The 19760-nt window shown below is 50.5% G+C and carries 16 protein-coding genes and 1 tRNA gene; 7 read left to right on the forward strand and 10 right to left on the reverse strand.

The window, feature by feature from the left end; genetic code table 11:
* Positions 1 to 18: 18 nt before the first annotated feature.
* Positions 19 to 1113 (reverse strand): NapC/NirT family cytochrome c, encoded by a 1095-nt coding sequence (locus E4Z61_RS10840; RefSeq protein WP_135322769.1) that lies wholly within the window; start codon positions 1111 to 1113, stop codon positions 19 to 21.
* Positions 1114 to 1557: 444 nt separating this feature from the next.
* Between E4Z61_RS10840 and uspF the strand changes: the two genes are divergently transcribed.
* The gene (gene uspF, locus E4Z61_RS10845) at positions 1558 to 1986 is read left to right on the forward strand and encodes a universal stress protein UspF (RefSeq protein ID WP_135322770.1); all 429 of its coding nucleotides are present in this window, start codon (positions 1558 to 1560) and stop codon (positions 1984 to 1986) included.
* A gap of 66 nt (positions 1987 to 2052) precedes the next feature.
* Here uspF and torD read toward each other — a convergent pair whose 3' ends face one another.
* Genes torD through torC form a run of 3 tightly spaced genes read right to left on the reverse strand, consistent with a single transcriptional unit; the run spans position 2053 to position 6372 of the window.
* The gene (torD, locus tag E4Z61_RS10850; protein ID WP_135322771.1) at positions 2053 to 2667 is read right to left on the reverse strand and encodes a molecular chaperone TorD; all 615 of its coding nucleotides are present in this window, start codon (positions 2665 to 2667) and stop codon (positions 2053 to 2055) included.
* A complete protein-coding gene (torA, locus tag E4Z61_RS10855; RefSeq protein WP_135322772.1) occupies positions 2664 to 5204 on the reverse strand; it encodes a trimethylamine-N-oxide reductase TorA in 2541 nt (846 codons plus the stop codon). The genes torD and torA overlap by 4 nt, the downstream gene beginning before the upstream one ends.
* Complete coding sequence (gene torC, locus E4Z61_RS10860; RefSeq protein ID WP_135322773.1) at positions 5194 to 6372, reverse strand: pentaheme c-type cytochrome TorC; 1179 nt, start codon at positions 6370 to 6372, stop codon at positions 5194 to 5196. The genes torA and torC overlap by 11 nt, the downstream gene beginning before the upstream one ends.
* A gap of 131 nt (positions 6373 to 6503) precedes the next feature.
* On the opposite strand from torC, the gene torR reads away from it, so the two are divergent.
* Positions 6504 to 7196: a two-component system response regulator TorR gene (gene torR, locus E4Z61_RS10865; protein ID WP_135322774.1), complete on the forward strand. Its 693-nt coding sequence runs from the start codon at positions 6504 to 6506 to the stop codon at positions 7194 to 7196.
* On the opposite strand, the gene torT is transcribed toward torR, so the two are convergent.
* Complete coding sequence (torT, locus tag E4Z61_RS10870) at positions 7169 to 8200, reverse strand: TMAO reductase system periplasmic protein TorT (RefSeq protein WP_135322775.1); 1032 nt, start codon at positions 8198 to 8200, stop codon at positions 7169 to 7171. The two genes, torR and torT, sit on opposite strands and share 28 nt — an antisense overlap.
* A gap of 82 nt (positions 8201 to 8282) precedes the next feature.
* Between torT and torS the strand changes: the two genes are divergently transcribed.
* The gene (gene torS, locus E4Z61_RS10875; RefSeq protein WP_135322776.1) at positions 8283 to 11030 is read left to right on the forward strand and encodes a TMAO reductase system sensor histidine kinase/response regulator TorS; all 2748 of its coding nucleotides are present in this window, start codon (positions 8283 to 8285) and stop codon (positions 11028 to 11030) included.
* Positions 11031 to 11069: 39 nt separating this feature from the next.
* On the opposite strand, the gene E4Z61_RS10880 is transcribed toward torS, so the two are convergent.
* A tRNA-Arg gene (locus E4Z61_RS10880) sits at positions 11070 to 11146 on the reverse strand.
* A 255-nt stretch (positions 11147 to 11401) separates the two neighbouring features.
* Here E4Z61_RS10880 and fimW point away from each other — a divergent pair.
* The 4 genes from fimW to fimZ all read left to right on the forward strand — a co-directional run bounded on the left by fimW (position 11402) and on the right by fimZ (position 14855).
* Positions 11402 to 11995, forward strand: coding sequence for a fimbria biosynthesis transcriptional regulator FimW (gene fimW, locus E4Z61_RS10885; RefSeq protein WP_135322777.1), 594 nt, complete (start codon positions 11402 to 11404; stop codon positions 11993 to 11995).
* Positions 11996 to 12160: 165 nt separating this feature from the next.
* Positions 12161 to 12880 carry an EAL domain-containing protein gene (locus E4Z61_RS10890; protein ID WP_135322778.1) on the forward strand — a complete coding sequence of 240 codons (720 nt, stop codon included), beginning with the start codon at positions 12161 to 12163 and terminating at the stop codon, positions 12878 to 12880.
* Positions 12881 to 12908: 28 nt separating this feature from the next.
* The gene (gene fimY / locus E4Z61_RS10895; protein WP_135324922.1) at positions 12909 to 13631 is read left to right on the forward strand and encodes a fimbria biosynthesis regulator FimY; all 723 of its coding nucleotides are present in this window, start codon (positions 12909 to 12911) and stop codon (positions 13629 to 13631) included.
* A gap of 591 nt (positions 13632 to 14222) precedes the next feature.
* On the forward strand, positions 14223 to 14855 hold the full coding sequence (gene fimZ / locus E4Z61_RS10900; protein ID WP_135322779.1) for a fimbria biosynthesis transcriptional regulator FimZ: 633 nt from the start codon (positions 14223 to 14225) through the stop codon (positions 14853 to 14855).
* 37 nt (positions 14856 to 14892) lie between these two features.
* On the opposite strand, the gene sfmF is transcribed toward fimZ, so the two are convergent.
* The 4 genes from sfmF to fimC are packed head-to-tail and all read right to left on the reverse strand — an operon-like array spanning position 14893 to position 19755.
* Positions 14893 to 15429, reverse strand: a complete 537-nt coding sequence (gene sfmF / locus E4Z61_RS10905; protein ID WP_135322780.1) for a fimbria assembly protein — start codon at positions 15427 to 15429, stop codon at positions 14893 to 14895.
* Positions 15422 to 16429, reverse strand: a complete 1008-nt coding sequence (fimH, locus tag E4Z61_RS10910; RefSeq protein ID WP_135322781.1) for a type 1 fimbria D-mannose specific adhesin FimH — start codon at positions 16427 to 16429, stop codon at positions 15422 to 15424. Before fimH ends, sfmF begins: the two co-directional genes overlap by 8 nt.
* A gap of 13 nt (positions 16430 to 16442) precedes the next feature.
* Positions 16443 to 19055, reverse strand: a complete 2613-nt coding sequence (locus tag E4Z61_RS10915; protein WP_135322782.1) for a fimbrial biogenesis usher protein — start codon at positions 19053 to 19055, stop codon at positions 16443 to 16445.
* A 7-nt stretch (positions 19056 to 19062) separates the two neighbouring features.
* Positions 19063 to 19755 carry a type 1 fimbria chaperone FimC gene (gene fimC / locus E4Z61_RS10920; RefSeq protein WP_135322783.1) on the reverse strand — a complete coding sequence of 231 codons (693 nt, stop codon included), beginning with the start codon at positions 19753 to 19755 and terminating at the stop codon, positions 19063 to 19065.
* Positions 19756 to 19760: the final 5 nt, after the last annotated feature.

The raw sequence follows: 19760 nt of genomic DNA on the forward strand, positions 1-19760 counted from the left end.
TTCTCCTGGTGTTATCGCTTATTTATTCATGTCTTTCGCGTTGTACTGGAAGTAACGGCTCAGGATATCCAGTTCGTTTTCACTGATATTGGTGCGAGCGCCCATCCCTTTTGCCACTGAAGGCCAGGCGTTGAGCGTAAAGTGATTAGCGGGGATCGGCGCATGACAGCCCGCGCAATACACATTGTCGAGCTTGCGTGCGTAATCCCACATCGGTTCACGGCTGGCAAGCGCGGAGCCACTCCATTCTCCTTGCAGAGCCACGTCCCTCCACGTATTGCCGTAGTCATCTGTTTTCCAGTCGGAGAGAATCTTCAGAGACTGCTGACCTTTTTCACTCAGGCTGGCCAGAATCAAACGCTGTCCAGCAGCGTAATAAATGACCTGTTCACTTCCCTGCATCTGGCTGCCGCGGATCTCCACCAGTCGCGAATTTTCCGTCGATTTCAGTACCTGCATTTTGGTTGCCGGATAAACTGTTCCCAAATCACCAAGAGCGGTATTACTGACGGCATAAAGCTCTTTCGCCGTTGCGGGAGTCGATGCGGACTGTGCTTCAAGCCCTTTGAGAGCGCTGTCATCCATTTTTATTTCAGGCGGGAAGTGGGCGACACCTTTATGGCAATCAATACAAGTTTGCTTTTCCGCAATGCCCATTTTGTGCATTTTCTGCGCATCCGCACTTTGTGCGGCAAGATCCATCGCATCCATACTGTGACAGCTGCGACAGGTGGCCGAATCGCTGGCTTTCAATTGCGCCCACACGGTTTGCGCCATCGCCAGGCGATGTTCTTCAAATTTTTCCGGGGTATCGATCTTTTTGGTCACAAACTGATGATAAACATCTTTTGAGGCTCGCAACTTAGCGACCAAATAATCCAGGCCACCTTGCGGAATATGACAGTCCGCACATTCTGCCCGAATACCTTTCTGATTCTGAAAATGAACTGAACCGGTATATTCTTCGTAAGGCGCTTGCATCGTATGGCATGACAGACAAAATTCAGTACTCGACGTTTTATGTAATGTCCATTGCCCCGCCAAAACAATAACTGCACCCAAAACAATGCATAGCAGCATTGTCCATAGGATGGTTTTATTTATTTTTCTCATTTTTGATTCCCACAAGCCACCTACCCTTTAATAGGTAGACAATAATTACACTGGCTTAGTTACTTATTGATATTCATCAAGGACAACAGGAAATGAGAATCAGCATGTAGGCAAATTTGAAGGCGATCGCATATTTAATATGATAAGAATGTATATATACAATTCATTATAAAAACAGAATATAAAACCTGAATATAAGTTTAAAAAACCATGGTTAAATACAATATCAGCGCAAAAAGTGGAAAGCAAAGCGTAAGGATAAATATTATCTGAAACATCTTGTCGCTATATAAATTAATATACAATGGAAAAAGGTAAAGATGAATCTCTTTCGTCTGCGATAGACGGGAAGAGAATCACACATCCTTGATCTGGTCACTTATTACACAAGATGCCAATTCGCTACACTCAGAATGGCGGTAAAACAAACAAGAGGTGGTGAATATGTATCGTTCTATTCTGGTGCCGATTGATATCTCTGAAGCCGATCTAACTCGCCAGGTGATTCCTCAGGTCGAGGCGCATGCAAAAACGGCAAAGGTCCATTTTTTAGCCGTTATCCCTACCGTCCCATTCTATGCATCACTGGGACTGGCCTACTCCAATGAATTCCCGGACAGAAGTGGCATTCAGGTTAAGGCCACCGAAAAGCTGGAAGAGATCGTGAAGCAATTCAACATCCCTGCCGGCAGGACGGAGCTCCATGTGGTTTACGGCCCGCCTAAAGATCAGATCCTGAAGCTCGCGGAAGCGGTAGACGCGGAACTTATCATCATCGGTTCACATAAGCCGGGTTTTAGCACTTATCTACTGGGTTCAACGGCTTCTGCCGTCGTACGCCACGCAAAATGTCCCGTGCTTGTTGTGCGGTGATATCAGCGGAAAAATAATGAAAACGGGAGCAAATCTGCTCCCGTTTTTTATGACTTAGGCCAAAACTCAGGTCTGATTATCCAGTCTGACAACTGCCAGCAACAGCTGGCTCAACGCACCATAAAAACCAAAATCATCATAACGGCGGCATTGAGTGGTGAATTCCGGTAACCAACGTAACAACCCAACCAGCGTGTCTTTGCGCAACGCATCAATTTGCTGATAACGCTGTCCTGCCTCTGCCAGAGAAAAATGCAGATGACTCAGCAGTTCGATGAAAATCGCCAGATGATCGGCAGACTCGCTAAACGCATCACTGACCTGCATTCCAGCTTCAGATAACAGCTGCCTGATGACCCCGTTGTCTGGCGTATCCTTGAGATAAGCCGACGAATAGGGTAACGCCGCATGTTGATCCGACATCAGGAACAGGCTGCAAAAATCAGCAGCCAGTTCCAGAGTGGCGTCTTCACGCACCTTCAACGCAGCAATTTTCTCCTCCAGCAAAAGGACCTGCGCCTCAAGCGACGGTTCACCTTTTAGCACCGCGAACCACTCAGCCATTTCACTGGACTGTAAAAGCACCAGGCTTTCATCGTCACGCTCCCGGGAAAACAACTGCGCCAGCCAGGCGTAAACACAGGCCATCTGTTCCGTTGTCAGAGAAGAGTGTTTCGTCATGACGTCGCCTTCTCCGCTGGAACATATTCGCACTGTGCCACCATTTTTATAGGACCGCTGAACGCCGTCACGTTATCCACCTTGCCGGTATATTTCTCAATATCTACCAGCGTAGTATGCGCACTGGTCGCCTGCGCCAACTGAGACGTGCCAATATCCATCGTTAACACGTTCGGGTTACCGTATTTACACAGAGCCCCAGTTTCTCCACCGTTATCAGGATCGTACCAGGCACCTTCATGAATACGCACGACACCTGGTGAGTAAAAATCGGAAACAACCGCTCCCGCAAGCACCTGGCCGCGCGCATTAAACACACGGACAATATCGCCATTGCGGATCCCCCTGGCGCTGGCATCCTGTGGGTTAATAAAGACCGGTTCTTTCCCTCCTACCGCATAATGCTTACGCAGTGCTTCAGATTCACAGAGCTGTGAATGCAGACGGAAATCCGGGTGGACGGATTGCAGATGCAGCGGCCAACGTTGCGACCCCGGCCCACCGTGTGAACGTTCGATTTTCTCAAACCACATCGGATGCCCCTGGCAATCGTCATACTGCATATCGGCAATCGTTTTGGAGAAAATTTCGATCAAACCACTCGGCGTCCCCAGCGGCTCAAGATCGGGATCTTCGCGGAATGCCTGATGACGAACAAACATCTGCGGATGTTCAAACTCAACGTATTCTTGTTGATTCCAGAAAACGTCGAACGACGGGAGATGAACACCGCGTCCTTTCCCTTGCTGGCTTCCTTCCTGCCAGATGCGTTTCAACCAACCTATCTCATCCAGCCCTTCAGTGAACGCCTCTTCACGATTAAAGCGGCGACAGAGATCGCGGAAAATATCGAAATCATTACGTGCTTCAAATTGTGGCTGCACCAGCTGTTTCATGGCGATAATGCCGCGATTGGAGTGGTTGCCATACTGGTCGAGATCGTTACGCTCAAACTGGGTCGTTGCGGGCAGAACGATATCGGCAAATCGACAGGTTGACGTCCACTGATTATCGATGGCGATGACGGTTTCCAGCTTACGCCAGCCCTCAATAATGCGATTGATCTGCTGGTGACGATGGAAGGGGTTAGTCCCGGCAAAAACACACATCTTCAACGGCGGCAGTTTGACCTTTTTACCGTTCCAGTTAATGTTCTTGCCCGGCTCCAGAATCGCATCGATAAAACGCGCGATCGGAATGGTGCTGCTATAACCCTTATAATCGGTGCTGTCATGGATCGGAGGCACGGTGGTGGAACCTGAAAAACCGCTGAGGATAACGCCTTTACGCCCAGGCGTTCCCGCACCGTTATAGTGCCAGCCAAAGCCAAAACCGCCGCCGGGTAAACCGATTTGTCCGAGCATCGAGGCCAGCACCACGATCATCCACGCCCACTGTTCCCCGTGCTGCATACGCTGGACGCACCAACCGGCAATAATCTGCGTTCTCCCGGCTGCCATCTGCCGGGCCAGTTCACGAATGGTGTCGGCATCAATCCCGCATATTTTTTCCGCCCACTGGGCATCTTTGGGTTGTCCGTCGCTTTCACCCAGCAGATAAGGCAGAAACTGCTCAAACCCAACGCAGTAGTTATCGAGAAAATGTTTGTCGTAAAGTTTCTCGGTATAGAGCGTATGCGCCAGCGCCAGCTGGAGTGGAACATCAGCCTGCGGGTTCACCGTAATATGCTTGACCTTGTCGCGCCCAAGATACTCGTGGGTTGAGGTAACGACCGGGTCGACGCTGATGACAGAGATCTCACCGCGTGCCACCTTTTCCTTCAGTTGCTCGTAGTATTCATAGACATCATGATCCGGACACCACCAGTTCGCCTGCTGGTTTTTAATCAGATCAGAGCCCCACAGCACAATAGTTTTGCTGTTTTCAAGCACCAGCGGCCAGGAGGTTTGCTGCTCATAAACCTCCATTGATCCCACCACACGCGGCAAAATCACCTGCGCTGCGCCGGTTGAGTAGTCGCCCCCCGTGCTCACGCTGTTGCCATGCAGCGCAATGGCGCGCGCCAGCATACCGGAGGCATTATGGAACATCCCCGTTGATTGCCAACCGCTGGCCGTCAGCAGCGCGCTCGGGCCGTAGGTTTTTTGAATACGCTCCAGCTCCTGGTAGAAGAAGTCCAGCGCCTCATCCCACGAAACGCGCACAAAGCGGTTATCTCCACGCTGTGAGGTATCGCTCTGATGGCGTTTACGCAGCCAGTCAACGCGCACCATCGGGTAGCGAATACGCGCATTACCGTGTACGTGATCCGGCAACCCGGCGATCATTTTTGACGGATACTTATCACGCTCAAATGGCTTGGCCTCGATAAAACGACCATCCACCACAGTGGCTCGAATAGCCCCCCAGTGAGAACCAGTCAGGATCCCCTCTTTGACGCCAGCCCCCTGCACCTCTGCGGCGTTAGCGCTACGCGGTGTGAGCAGCGAAGGTCCTAACATACCGGCCACGGTCAAGCCGCCCAACTGCAGCAGAAAACGTCGGCGAGATGCCTGAAAGAGATCGTTATTTTTCATTGCTTTCTCCCTTATCGCCATGCGGCTTGTCCGTGGTGTCAGAGGCATTCATCTGCAAATATTTCAGCAAGGTACGTTCTTCACGTTTATCCAGACTGGTAAATCCAATCATGCCGTTCAACGTGCCAATCCAGCCGTTGGCGTCAAAGTGTTCTTTCTCCGGCGCGCCGTGGCACTGATTACAGGTACCGTTATAGAGCGAGTCGGCATAAGCCCAGATAGGTTTAATGTCGTTGACCATATCGCCCTTTTGCATCCAGGCGGTGGCCTGTAACTTGCTCCACTGTGTGTTCGTTTCCGCTACGGTAGTTTGCTCCAGCGTTTTCACATGCTGCTGGATGTCACCACGAATGGAGGCGACAAAAATGCGCTTGCCCGGCAATTGCGCCAGCACGCGCTGACGCCCGTTGCTTTCGGTCCAGCCCACGATTTCAATTTGCAGCCAGTCACCGTCACGCTTTAACACTTTCACTTCGGAAGCAGGCAGCAGTGAACCCGCCGGCTCTTTATCGCCTTTGGCGGCATAAATAGGTTTGATATCCAGGGAGTAGAGCGTATCGCCATCGTCGTTTGCGTTAGCTCGTAACGCGTCAAACTGCTTACGGAAACCGCTGCTCATATCGGGAAGCTGATGCGCAATCCCTTTATGGCAGTCGATACAGGATTGATTGTCCTTCGCCGCAATTTTCATCTGACGCGCGGCTTCAGGATGCTGTTTAGCGTGATCCATCGCATCATAGTTATGACAGGAACGACAGGTCGCAGAGTTGTTTTCCTTCATCCGCGCCCATTCTCGCTCCGCCAGCTCGGCGCGTTTGGCTTCGAATTTTTCAGGAGTATCAATAGAGTGGGCAACAAAAGTCTGGTAGATATCGTTACTCGCTTCCAGCTTACGTTTCACCATGCCTGGGATATCTGATGGGATGTGGCAGTCGTGACATTCTGCGCGCACCCCGGAGGCATTCTGAAAATGCGCTGACTGTTTATATTCTTCGTAAACCGGCTGCATGCTGTGGCAGCTCACGCAAAACTCGGTTGAACTGGTTAATTTTATGCCAACGTGTGGCAGAACGATCAGTGCAATACCGACCACAACCCCGATTACGACCAGCGCCAGCACTGACCAACGTGCGCTCGGTCGGAGTAGCGCCCTCCAGAGTTTTCGCATAATAGCCCCTGTAAATATATGGTTTAGTTACAGAGGATCTTATTCAGCAAATGTGAACAGCAACACTGGTCAGGATGAATGGCTTACGGCACAATGTGAACAGATATGAACAGAAAGAGACAGTAAACAGGATGTCGCATCACATTGTTATTGTTGAAGATGAACCGGTAACCCAGGCGCGGCTACAGGCCTATTTTGAACAGGAAGGTTATCACGTCTCAGTCACAGCCAGCGGTGCGGGCTTACGTGAGATTATGGCGCAACATCCTGTCGACCTTATTCTGCTGGATATTAATCTCCCGGATGAAAATGGATTAATGCTGACCCGCGCCCTGCGTGAACGCTCAACGGTGGGAATTATTCTGGTGACGGGGCGCAGCGATCAGATCGATCGTATCGTTGGCCTGGAAATGGGGGCTGATGATTATGTCACTAAACCACTGGAATTGCGTGAACTGGTGGTACGGGTGAAAAATTTGCTCTGGCGTATCGATCTTGCCCGCCAGGCGCAGCCGGAGGCAAAAGATAACTGCTATCAGTTTGCCGGATATTGCCTGAATGTCTCCCGACATACGCTGGAACTGGGTGACGAAGCGATCAAACTCACCCGCGCCGAATACGAAATGTTGGTCGCATTTGTCACCAACCCAGGGGAAATTCTCAGTCGTGAACGCTTATTGCGTATGCTTTCGGCACGGCGGGTAGACAATCCTGACTTACGTACCGTGGACGTACTGATCCGCCGTTTGCGCCACAAGTTGCAAGCCGACTTGCTGGTGACGCAACACGGAGAAGGTTATTTTTTAGCTGCTGACGTGTACTGATACAGATAAACGGGACGAAATCCACCCGGTGACAGCGAGCGTCGAACATGCTGACTGTCCGCATTTTTCGGGGTGAGCACCAAGATCGGTGGACTGATATTTTCCGGCACCGGTTGCCCTTGTAGCACCCTGATCGCCTGCTGAATCGCCAGCTCGCCTTGCCAGACCATTTGATCGCTGGCAGCCATAATGATCCTTTCGCGTTTAAGCCCGCGATATACCTGATGCGACAGATAAAAAGAGACCACGGTTAAAGGTGTGCTCAGGTTACGCCGCTCCCCCATCGCCGCCTCTGCCGCAATTGCTGTACCGGCAACCACATCGGCATCTGGGTGGCGTTCCAGCATCTCCTGCAGCAGATTGCGTTGTACTTCAATATCATTATCACCCAATGCCACATCCACGATGTGAACCTCGCTACCGGCAATCGCCTGGCGGAACCCGGCCACCATTTCTCGACTGCCTCCGGCGTCATCAGGACCTGGCAATAATAAGACCTTGAGTGGTTTACCACCGCTCCACTTAACCAGATAACGGCCTGGCTGATACCCCATCTGGAACCACGGAACCCCAATCCTGGTTTTCACCGTCGCATCGTGTATCGCATTCACCACCTCAATGACCGGTAGCATGCCTACCTGCGCTTGCAGCTCCGGAAAGCTCGTCGTACTGCTGCCCAACAAAATGGCATCAGCTCCCCATTGCTGACATTGGGCAATTTGTGTTTTTTGCATGGCAAGCTGGCGATACCCTCCCGCTTCGAGCACCTTCAGGCTGACACCGTATTTTTTCGCGGCGTCAAGCATGCCGTAATTCACTGAAAGCCAGTAGGAATCCTTCAGGCTGGGATACAACGCGCACAGTTTCCACGCCTTAGTGGCGATGACGCCCGTTTGCTGTTCCGCCACTGCCAGCTGCGTATCCTGCCAGCGCAGTAATGCGGCCCCGGTCGCGTGAGCTAAACCAGGAAAAAGCGTGATAAGCAGGAAAACCAATACGCGCATGATGGCCTCAACATTGATAAGGCTTTATCCTAGTTGCTTTCCGCTTTTGGACTCAACCTTTTTAATCTGTGGCGACCAGACAGTGAATTTATCTCTGACCAAACGACTGTGGATAGGCTTCGCACTGATGGCGACGCTGACCCTCATTAGTACGCTGGTAGGCTGGTATAACCTGCGTTTTGTCAGCCAGGTTGAGCAAGCCAATACCCAGGCGCTTATTCCGACAATGGACATGGCACGCCAGCTCAGCGAGGCCAGTGCCTGGGAACTGTTTTCCGCACAGAACCTGACCACCGCAGATAATGAAAATATGTGGCTGGCTCAGGGGCGGATGTTAACCGCCCAGAGCCTGAAAATAACCGCATTGCTGAAAACCCTTCGCGAGCAGAGCTTTGACACCTCAACCATTGAGCAGCAGGAGAAAGAGATCGCCCAGTCGTTAAGCCATCAGGGGGAGATGGTTGGTGAACGGCTGAAACTACGCGATCAACAGCAACAACTCAGCCAGCATATTATTGAGGCGACCGCAGACGTTGCCGAAATGGCACGCGGCCAGGCCAGTAATGCCGCCACGTCGGCAGGCGCTACGCAGGCCAGCATTTATGATTTAATTGAGGGCCATCAGGGGCAAGCGGCTGAACACGCTCTCGACAGACTTATCGATATCGATCTGGAATATTACAACCAGATGAACGAACTACGCCTGAGCGCGCTACGCGTGCAGCAAATGGTCATGAATCTAGGCAATAATCAGGCGCAGAATAATCTGGCGGCGCTGGAAACCCAGCTCAATGCCGCCGTCAGAGTGCTACATCGTCGACAAATACGTATTGAAGATCCGGTGGTACGCGCTCAGGTAGCCAATAGCGTGAATACGATTGGCCGTTATGTCGAGCTGCTGGCCCTGTATCGTCAGGATAACGACATCACTACCCGACTACAGATCTTGTCGCAGAATAATATCGAGCAATTTACCCGCTTTAGTAGTGAAGTTAGTCGGTTGGTTGAACTCATCGGGCAACGCAATCAGACCGGTCTGGCACACCTCAAGCAGGCCAGCCAGCGGGGACAAAACCTGCTGTTGCTGTTGGGCGGCGTGTCACTGTGCTTGCTGATTCTCATTCTTTGGCGCGTGGTTTACCGCTCAGTGACGCGCCCGCTGGCACAGCAGACGCAGGCGTTACAGCGTCTGCTTGAAGGTGACATTGACTCTCCATTTCCGGAAACCGCAGGCGTTCGCGAACTGGACACCATTGGGCGTTTGATGGATGCCTTTCGTAGTAGCGTTCATGCGCTCAATAGTCATCGCGAACATCTGGCCGCGCAGGTTAAATCCCGCACGGCAGAACTTCGTTCTCTGGTGTCTGAACACCGACAGGCGCGTGCGGAGGCCGAAAAAGCCAACCAGGCAAAATCGGCGTTTCTTGCTGCCATGAGCCATGAAATACGCACCCCGCTGTATGGGATCCTCGGTACGGCGCAGTTGCTCTCAGATAATCCTGCTCTGGCGCAGCATCGGGAGAATTTACGCGCCATCACTGACTCAGGCGAGTCTCTGTTAACCATTCTCAACGATATCCTGGATTATTCCGCCATCGAAGCAGGCGGAAAAAATGTGGCGATCGGCGATGAGCCTTTTGCACCTAAACCGCTATTAGAAAGTACGCTCCGGCTAATGATCGGTCGCGTTGCGGGTCGCCCCGTCACACTGGTTGCAGATTATGCCGACGATGTCCCCGCGACCCTACGCGGCGATCCGCGTCGCATTCGCCAAATCATTACCAACTTATTAAACAACGCACTACGTTTTACCGACCAGGGGCGCATCATCCTACGCAGCCGATGTGCAAATGGAGAGTGGTATATCGAGGTGGAAGACACAGGGTGCGGAATTGATCCTGACCGTCAGAGCGATATTTTTCAGCCGTTTGTTCAGGTAAGCGGTAAACGTGGGGGAACCGGGCTTGGATTAACCATCAGCGCCAGCCTCGCGCAGGCGATGCAAGGGGAACTGAGCGTTACCAGCACTCCGGGGGTCGGGAGTTGCTTTCGTTTGCGTCTGCCATTACGGGCTGCCGCGATGCCGGTAGCAAAATCCGTTCCACGTGCCATATCGTTACAGGGGTTACGCTTACTGCTTATCGAGGATAATCCCCTCACGCAGCGCATCAGCACAGAAATGCTCACCCTCAATGGCGCACAGGTTAGTACTGCAGACAGTGCTGCTGCGGCGCTAACCCTACTACAGCAGGACGCCCACTATGATGCCGCCCTGGTTGATTTCAACCTGCCTGATATCGACGGTATCACGCTGGCGCAGCAGTTAACCCTTGAGTATCCAACGCTTAACCTGATCGGCTTTAGCGCACACGTCATTGACGAAACGCTAAGCCAAAGAACCAGCAACCTGTTTCTCGGCATTATTCAAAAACCGGTTCCCCGGGATGAACTCAGCCGACTGATTACGCATTATCTTCACGGTAGCAATACCCTTCCCGCTGAATTAGAAGATGACAACGAACGGTTAGATACCCAGCAATTAACTGATGATATCCACGTAATGGGATCGCAAAAGGTACATGAATGGTTAGCACTCTTTAAACAACATGCGCTGCCTTTATTAGATGAAATTGATGTTGCGCGCGCTGAAAGTGATGACGAGAAAATTAAACACCTGGCGCATCAGCTAAAAAGCAGTTGCGCCAGCATTGGGATGCGTTCAGCCAGTAAGATGTGCGCGGAGCTTGAACAGCAGCCGTTAACTGATTTTCCACTCAGAGAGGAGATACAACAAAGCCTTAATGTAGTAGAAGACTGGCTGAGAAAATAAATAACACACTGCTTGTAGCGTTGTTCTTAGGGAAGAAAATGGTACGCCCTGTAGGATTCGAACCTACGACCTACGGCTTAGAAGGCCGTTGCTCTATCCAACTGAGCTAAGGGCGCATTGCGAAGTGAAGACTTCATGCGGATGAAACGCGTGAATTATACGGTCAGCGCATGCTGAGTCAATGCCTTTTGTTCTGGTTGCTTGCGAAGTGTACGAATATTGTTTTTTCTGCTCGTCCACGGGTATCCAGGAAATCACCTGGTAACAACTCAGGCACCGTAAAGCTCGGTTTAAGGTTAAATGTATTTAGAAAATTAATGATTTTGCTTAACATTCTCCTACTCCCTTCCTTGCGGTTTAGGATCTCTTCAATGTTAAGTATCGCCATCAAAGAAGAAAATAGTCACTTCGAACATGGACTGAAAATCATTATTACTCGCCTGGCAAATCAGTGGCATCAGAAGATTTGCTTCTTGCCTGCCGACGATATTGACCGTGCAGACATCGCCTTTTTATCGTTAGATGAAGATTGGTTTAGCGCAGGCTGTTACGAAATTCCTATCCACACCAGGCACCAGCATCGGGTTATTATTTGCAACAAATGCGATAAAGACAAACTGATGTTCAGACCCTGCCTGTACATGTTACCGCTTATTTATCGCGAAGATGATGTCGAAGAGATCAGCAAAAAAATGGTGCTCATTTTGCAAAAACGCGCACTCCGTTCCAGCGTCCCCGCCACCATCTGTCACTATTGCACCACCCGCAACTTTTCCATTGCAGAGCGCCAGTTTTTAATGTTTCTCGCTAGCGGATATACCGTCGCCGAAACGGCGCATCTTCTTGCGCTCAGTGAGGTCCAGGCGAAGGCGACTCGTCGCAGCATTATGAAAAAACTGCATGTGAAAAACGAGCAGCAATTCTTAAAATACATCAGGGTTAACCTGAGTTTTCTACAAAGTTAAACCGTTTCTCACACACTAGCACTTTTATGAGAAATGTCTCATAGCCAATTAAGTATCAGTACCTACTGCACCGGTTTCTACGCTGCCACAATAATACCTATATATTATTACCGGGGTAATAAAAATACACACTCGGTAATATTTGCTCTGCTTCGGGGGGATATCGTGACACCGAGCCTGTTATTATGGAATGATAAATATGAACATGCACCGCCCTCAATAGAAAATGATGCCCGTATTCTCCCCTTCTCGCTTAAACTGGAACCCATTGTTGATTTGTCGACTTCACACCGATATGGCTTTGAAGTCCTGACCCATCTTCCCCGAGAAATTAACAGCGAAAAATATTTTCGCCAGCTTTCTTTACCACAACAACAGGGCCTGTTTTATCAGCAGATGACCAACGTCACGTGTTTTCGTTCAGCCTATGTTTATTCCCTGAATTTACCGATGAAGGCCTTCCTGGACTGGAGATCTTTTCATTGGGCCGGGATGGTTTTCCCACCTAACCTCGCCATAGAAATACAGGATGCCGTTACTTTCCTTTCGCTCAACACTGCTCAACGCGCTGTGGTGTATAAGACTATTCAACAAATTGAAGCGTTGGGCATCCCCATCTGGATGGATGATGCTAATGAAGAATTACTTACCGCATTCATTGATGCTAATTGGCAGTTGTCAGGTATTAAGCTAGATAAAAATACCTTTTGGACACTGAGTAAAAAACCAGGCAGGCTCCAGCAGACCATTCAGAGGGGACAGGCAATCGCGAATCGGATGATTGTAGAAGGGATTGAAACCCACAAGCACAAGGAAATTGCCCTGCAGGCCGGCGCAGAATTTGGCCAGGGATATTTATGGCCTGCCATTTATCCGGGTCAGTGAAAATAAAACGGTAAGGAAAAAAGGAAGGATGCGCAGCGCACTACGCCGGGAACGACATCGCCGTTTACGCAATACCCACTGTACCCATCAATATCATCACTGTGCGCCACAGGTATTTGACCGACTTGAGTATCTGACACAAAAACTCAATTACTCTCTACCCGGGGATACTATATCGCAGGCGATTATCACCACCGATTACTACCTTGCCTACACGCTAAACCGCTATTTATTTTCAGGGACCCGCACGGCCGTATTCCAGAATTTTGAGTCCGCACTCGCCAGCCTGCAAGACCCTGAATGCCGTCAGTTAGTAGTTGATATGGACGGGTTACAATTATCTTATTTCGAGACGCTCGAATGGTTGCGCCTGCTGGTTAAACAGCGCAATGATATACAGATTTTTTTATTGCTTAGCCGTAATGATGAGGCCCTGAGTAAATTTATTGCCATGACCGGCCCCTTTTACGTTCTGCCTCGTCGTCAGCAACTTGCAGGCATACGTGATGCATTATTATCACCAAATCTAAATAATATTCATTCTGAGCGCTTAAGTCAGGCTGACTGGGAGATGGTTTCATTACTATTACACGGTGAATCCCTAAAAAAGATTGCCCATTCACAGAACCTACCTTATCACCGCATCATCTATCGCCTGAATCAGCTGATTACACACCTGGGATTGCCACACCGCCAACGCTTTTTGCACCTGATACACCGTCTTAATGTTACCTCTCCTCATTTAATTTAACACCATAACTCGCTGTGAAATAAGATTTTTTAAGAAATTACTTATTTCACACTGAGACATGCCGTGTATTTTTTACATAAATTTAATATTTACAACTAGTCCTGGTATTATGCCCGCGCCTCGTACTGCGTTTAACCTTACGAATGCTGCGTATTACGTCTTAATAGACACCCGCGCCCCCCTTTAACAAAACCTAAACAATTAGCCTGTTGTATTGTTTTTAGTATTTTAAAAAAACTTTCAATCTGCCATAATTAAAACAATAGGAAAATAATACTAACAACCGTAAACATACTGGGATCTTTCAGGATATCGTAACAGCCATTAAGAAGTTACTTACCGCAAGACTTTTCCGGAGGAGCAGAGCAGGTATAATCCCTACTGTTTCATGATTAATTGTAAATTTTCCCTGGTGTGAAATGGATATTCCACACACTTATTGTTCTTACGAAGAACGACCGAATGAACAAGGATGAAATATTATTTGTTCGGTTCCTCTCGAAGAACAATCCTTGGCTATTTGACAATATTAATAACGCCTGATGTTTTATCAAAATCGCAAGATACACAAACAGTTTGAGGCATAAAAAAATGAAACCAGCATCCGTTATCATTATGGACGAACACCCTATTGTCAGAATGTCGATAGAAGTGCTGCTCGAAAAAAATAGTAATATCGAGGTAGTACTGAAAACCGATGACAGTCGCGCGGCAATAGATCATCTGCGTACCTATCCTGTCGACCTCGTCATTCTGGACATTGAACTGCCTGGCGCCGATGGATTTACCTTACTCAAGAGAATTAAATCACTGCAGGAAAAAACGCGGGTACTGTTTTTGTCCTCAAAATCTGAATCATTTTACGCCGGACGTGCTATCCGGGCAGGCGCAAATGGTTTCGTCAGTAAACGGAAGGATCTGAACGATATCTATAATGCGGTTAAAATGATTTTATCCGGGTATTCTTTCTTCCCATCCGATACGCTTAACTTTATTAATAACATTAATATACGTAAAGGAGAGCTGAATGACATGCCGCTTTCAAATCGTGAAGTTACAGTTCTGCGTTATCTGGCAAATGGGTTGTCCAATAAAGAAATTGCTGAGCAGTTATTACTCAGCAATAAAACGATCAGTGCGCACAAAGCCAATATCTACTCCAAGCTGGGTTTGCATACCATTGTCGAACTCATCGATTATGCGAAAATGCATGAATTAATGTAACTCCACTCCCGGCGAGATGTCGTTCGGGAGTGGGTCGTTAGTTGTAGTTGATCATAAACGTCGCATCAGCCCTGGCAAGTCCGGGCTGAACACCATCCGCTAAAGCAATATAGTTCGCGAAAAAGGTTAGCGTGGCATTGCCATTGTTATCAATTGCCACCGTCTGGCTGGCCTGTTCGAGCGGTAATCGCGTGCGATCGCGGTCACGCAGTTCAATCGCCACCTTTTGCGCCATCACCGCATCATCCAGCGCCAGTAGCGTGGTGCCCGCTGCGGGCGTACCGGAAAAGGTGATTGACGCCGATCCCGGTGGGCAGCCTTCCAGCTTTAGCGAAAAAGACATCGGTTGAGTGGTATCGCCGCTGGTTTTCAACTGCTTTGTCGGCCAGGTGCCCAGGTCCACGTATTTATTGCTGTCGCTGGCAATCACGGCGCAGGTAAAGTCCACCACGTTACCGCGCAGCTCAATATTGATCTCACCCAACGAGGTATCCGCCCGACTTAGCGAGCTGAATGACAGCGCGGCTGCGACCACCAACAGTGTGCGTATGACCCTTGATCTCTTCTTAGTCATAATCCACTCGCAGATATCCACGGGCGGTAAATGGCCCTTCCGCCGGCTTATTGCCTGTCACGCTAACCGGCCACGCCCGGATACTGACACTCGCGGCTGCGTTATCATCCAGGCGAAACGGAATTGTACTGGACAGGTTGTTAGGGGTCAGCGGTACGCCGCTGCTGTCGGCAACAATGAAACCTAAATCAGCGTTGTCCGATACCATCATTTGCCCGGAGGATTTTTCGGCCTCTACGCGCATGGTCAGATAGGCTTGCGCGGCAACATTAGTGCATTTTATCGCTATCGTTTTGGTTTGCGGGTTGACGCCTTCTGGTCGATTTCCCGACCCAGCCTTGCTAAACAGCGAGGCACCGATATCACCAAAATCAAATTCAACAACCTGCCCTGCATTCACTTCGCAGTTTTGTGGTACTTCGACCTTACCGCTATAGCTGATGGTGTAAACCGGTACACTCAGCGCATCGCCGGTGCTGGTCGTGACATAGACTCTGAACATCGTTTGCCGGGGGATCGGCACCATATTAATAAATGAGCGGATCACTTTTAATTTGAACACCAGTTTTGAATCCATTACGCCAAAGGGCTTCTGCTTGGGTACGTTCGGGTGAGTCCCCATACGGATATTATTACGTGGAGGATAAAACAGCCCGGCGTAGCTGTCGGTAATGCTCATGGCCCCCAGCAGGTAGTCATTAAGCTTCAGGTACTGAAAGCCCCCTTCTGTGCTTTGCACCGGAAGATCCGTCACATAGCTGCGATAGGTGTAATCCACCGTCGTCCCGGCCGGACAGGTGGCATTGACGCCAATCCAGCCGGACTTTTCCGGCAATGTCACCACCTGTCCAGGATGGTTGTTGCTGCTGTTAAAGACATTCGACAGATCGTAAAAGACATCCGTCGGCGTTCCGTTCGAATTCTGGCAAACCGTTGCCCATGACGAATTTGCCAGCAACAGTAAAGCACTCCCGAGTAACAAACCAGTTTGTCGTTTCATCGTGTTATTCCTTTCATGCCGACGGGCGTTTGCAGGTCACATTGGTGAGCGTCACCGCTTGTTTCAAACTCTCCTCCGGCAAGGCATAGTGCGCCGTGCAGCGTGCCTTCGCACCTTCGCCCCACTGGATCAGCAACTCGCCTTTTAGCGGCAGACCGCTCAGGTAGATTTGTCCATCTTCCCCCACCATACTGGTCACACCGCTGGCGGTTTCTCGCACAATGGAACCGAACGGCACGGGTTTTCCAGCCAGTTGAACCGTGATCAACGCTCGCACGCCAATACGCGTATCAAACGCCGCCCTCACCAGCGCTCCCTGCGTCGGCACCACGCTGCTGACGTTATTTTCCACATCGGTATGGTTGTTCATTGAATTGGTATCCAGCGCCACGCGGTTGTAGCGATAGACGGTGGCATACGGCATGACCGCGTAACCGCGCCAGTCAGTCTGCACGCCGGTCTGGTTCTCTATCCTTACGCCCTGGGCGCCAGGGGCTTTAATCAGCACATTGGTATCACCCAGAGGCTGGCTAAGGGTAATGCCGTCCGCATGCCCTATCACGCCACCGGAGAGTTGCCAGTTATAGTCGTGCTGGTCGCGGTCATAGTTGTATCCCATGCCTAGCGTGCCATAGGCCGCCTGCCAGTTTGCGCTGGCGCTACCGCTGTAACCATTGGTGCTGCTGTGACCCTGATTCACGCTGTAGCTCAGGTTGCGCCCGTCAAGCAACGTACCGCCAATCCCGCTCTGCCAGCTGTTTTGTCCGTTGCTATTACGGTTAGCGTTAAAGGTGGCATAGGTGCGGTCGAGCGCGTTATCACGCGTATAGCGTCGGCCGGTCAGCAGACTGAACGGCACCGACATATTGAAAGCCAGAATCCTGTCGGTATCGGCGATCCCTACCGATTCGCTCCACGACCAGGAGAGCGAATAGCTAATTCCCTGCCAGCCACTGGCATAGCCGAGTTGATACCAGGTATTGGTATCAGACGTATTCCAGTAGGTTTGCTGACTCCCCGAGACATACAGCGATCCGTAGTCCCCGAGATTCTGCGAAATGTTGATCTGAAAACGGCCTTTTTTGCTGTAGCTCAGATTGTGATAGCTCTGTACCACTGGCACCTTATGACGATTGCCTTCGCTGTCATATTCGTACTCATAACCTTCCATATTGCGGTACGCCACGTCGTCGAGGGTATAAAACCCGCGCGTCGAATAGCGATATCCCAACAGCTGGAAATTGGTGCCCACGTTATTCAGTGATTTTGCGTACAGGAAACGCAGCGATTGCCCCTGGTGAGTGCTGTCATCCGCCAGTTGGCTGCGCGCATGGGTTAAATCGACGGAGACCGCGCCCCAGTCGCCCAGATTACGCCCGGTGCCAAACACCAGCGCACTGTAACGTGAGGCCAGCTGCGTGCCGCCATAGGCGGTATACCCTTCGGGCAGCCCGGCTATTAACGTGCCCTGGACGAAAAACGGTGATGATTGCTGGCTGTTACCGCTGCGGAAATCCCCGGCCACCAGGTCATACTTCATGCGCCCCTCACGCTGTAACAACGGAACCGTGGAGTACGGCACCGTATAGCGCTGCTGACTGCCATCTTTTTCATCCACCGTCACTTCAAGGTCACCACTGGACGACGTAGGGTTGAGGTCGGTAATCGAGAACGCGCCTGGCGACACATAGCTTTGGTAGATAACATAACCGTTCTGGCGGATGGTCAGCTTCGCTGCAGTACGGGCAATACCGCGAACAGTGGGCGCATACCCCTGCAAGCTATCTGGATACATGCTGTCTGAAGAATAGAGCCGCGCACCGCGAAACCCGACGCTGTCAAAGACGTCGTTACCGGTATTGCTGTCGCCCATCACCAGTTCGCCTTTCAGCGGAATAATGGCGCGCTGAAGCCAGGTCCCGATATTTTTCCAGCTCTGCGAATGATAGCCGTCACCTTTGGAATAACTCCAGGCACCGTTATTTCTGAGTCGCCAGGGACCGTAATTCAGGCCGCTCAGCATGCTTAAGAAATAGCTGTCAGAGTCGCTCCCGCGACTGCCAGTAAAGCTGTAGTTAACCAGCGCCGCCGGAATGCCTTCATCCCACTCCTCTGGTGGGATGTAGCCACGCGCGCTGTTTAGCATACTGGCCTGCGGCAAACTGATATTCAGGCGCAGTGCAGAGAAATCAAAGGCGATTTCGCTGCCTGGGATCGCCTCGGGCAAATTAATACAGGTACTGTTCGGGTCCTGATTGAGCGCCGGAAACGCCGCCGTGTTAACGCCCAGACGCTTAACCCAGTCGAGACCAAAACACGGCATCAGCCCACCGGATTTCTCGCCGGTTTTAGCCGTACTGGTGGCAAAATGGACATCCTGGGTGGCAATAAACTCATCATTGCGCCAGATATCTACACGGTAGACGCCTTCAGGCTGGTGATTACCTTTTTCAAAACGCGACAAATCTGCCACGGACGCCGTATCCGCAGATAAAAATGCAGGGTTAAAATAGCTTTCCCCGTGGCCTGATAGCGGAAATACCGCTGCCAGCGTGGACAACGCCACGCCCGCTAGCGGTAGCGTAACCCCCGGTAACAGGCCAGGTAAATACGTTGTCTTATTCATCGTTTTCTCAACGCACGCTGACCGTTTTGGCAGGGGTCACTGCGCCGTAATCATTGACCGTCTGAAACGTCACGTTGCCCTGAACACCTGCAGGCACCGGGATCTGCGTCGCGTTTTTCGGTGCCACCATAACGTTATCAACCTTCGTTTTTCCCACATTGAGGTTGACCAGCGTGACGTAATAGGCTGACGGATTCGTAATTTTCAACTGGTTACCAGAACGAGAAAATTGCAACATGCCGGGCGCATCTTCTGGTATTTGCGGCAGATTATTCGGTCGGACAAAGAGTTTAATGCGCGACAGGATCGCCAGTTGCAGAACGTTTTTACCTTCAAGGCTGTTTTTATTGACGGACGGAATCGCCTTCACGTTCATCCAGAACAGCGATTCGCGGTCGGTGGGCAGAGGCTGTCCGGCATAGATAATACGCAGCGTATTTTCGCTTTTGGGTTCGCTGACAAACAGCGGCGGTGTCACCACAAATGCTTTTTCTTTAACGCCTGCGCTATTCTCAATCCATGAATTAACCAGGAAACGTTCTTTGGTATCACTGTTGCTAATTGCCAGAGAAGTTTGTTTAGCCTCGGCAGGATAAATAACGCGGGTGGCACCTAATGCAATTCCACCAGCAGCCTGTACGCTACCGGAAGCAAATAAGGCGAAGAAAATAATAAAACCTGATTTAAGATAATTAAACATGGCTA

Origin of the sequence: Citrobacter tructae, from assembly GCF_004684345.1 — a bacterium.
Lineage (GTDB): Bacteria > Pseudomonadota > Gammaproteobacteria > Enterobacterales > Enterobacteriaceae > Citrobacter > Citrobacter tructae.

What these genes read in the sequence shown, in the direction of transcription:
- torT (WP_135322775.1), bottom strand. Translation starts at nt 8,200, where the DNA reads ATGCGCGTATTGGTTTTCCTGCTTATCACGCTTTTTCCTGGTTTAGCT.
- E4Z61_RS10840 (WP_135322769.1), bottom strand. Translation starts at nt 1,113, where the DNA reads ATGAGAAAAATAAATAAAACCATCCTATGGACAATGCTGCTATGCATT.
- torA (WP_135322772.1), bottom strand. Translation starts at nt 5,204, where the DNA reads ATGAAAAATAACGATCTCTTTCAGGCATCTCGCCGACGTTTTCTGCTG.
- torC (WP_135322773.1), bottom strand. Translation starts at nt 6,372, where the DNA reads ATGCGAAAACTCTGGAGGGCGCTACTCCGACCGAGCGCACGTTGGTCA.
- uspF (WP_135322770.1), top strand. Translation starts at nt 1,558, where the DNA reads ATGTATCGTTCTATTCTGGTGCCGATTGATATCTCTGAAGCCGATCTA.
- E4Z61_RS10915 (WP_135322782.1), bottom strand. Translation starts at nt 19,055, where the DNA reads ATGAATAAGACAACGTATTTACCTGGCCTGTTACCGGGGGTTACGCTA.
- torD (WP_135322771.1), bottom strand. Translation starts at nt 2,667, where the DNA reads ATGACGAAACACTCTTCTCTGACAACGGAACAGATGGCCTGTGTTTAC.
- fimC (WP_135322783.1), bottom strand. Translation starts at nt 19,755, where the DNA reads ATGTTTAATTATCTTAAATCAGGTTTTATTATTTTCTTCGCCTTATTT.
- fimZ (WP_135322779.1), top strand. Translation starts at nt 14,223, where the DNA reads ATGAAACCAGCATCCGTTATCATTATGGACGAACACCCTATTGTCAGA.
- torR (WP_135322774.1), top strand. Translation starts at nt 6,504, where the DNA reads ATGTCGCATCACATTGTTATTGTTGAAGATGAACCGGTAACCCAGGCG.
- fimH (WP_135322781.1), bottom strand. Translation starts at nt 16,429, where the DNA reads ATGAAACGACAAACTGGTTTGTTACTCGGGAGTGCTTTACTGTTGCTG.
- fimY (WP_135324922.1), top strand. Translation starts at nt 12,909, where the DNA reads ATGCGCAGCGCACTACGCCGGGAACGACATCGCCGTTTACGCAATACC.
- sfmF (WP_135322780.1), bottom strand. Translation starts at nt 15,429, where the DNA reads ATGACTAAGAAGAGATCAAGGGTCATACGCACACTGTTGGTGGTCGCA.
- fimW (WP_135322777.1), top strand. Translation starts at nt 11,402, where the DNA reads ATGTTAAGTATCGCCATCAAAGAAGAAAATAGTCACTTCGAACATGGA.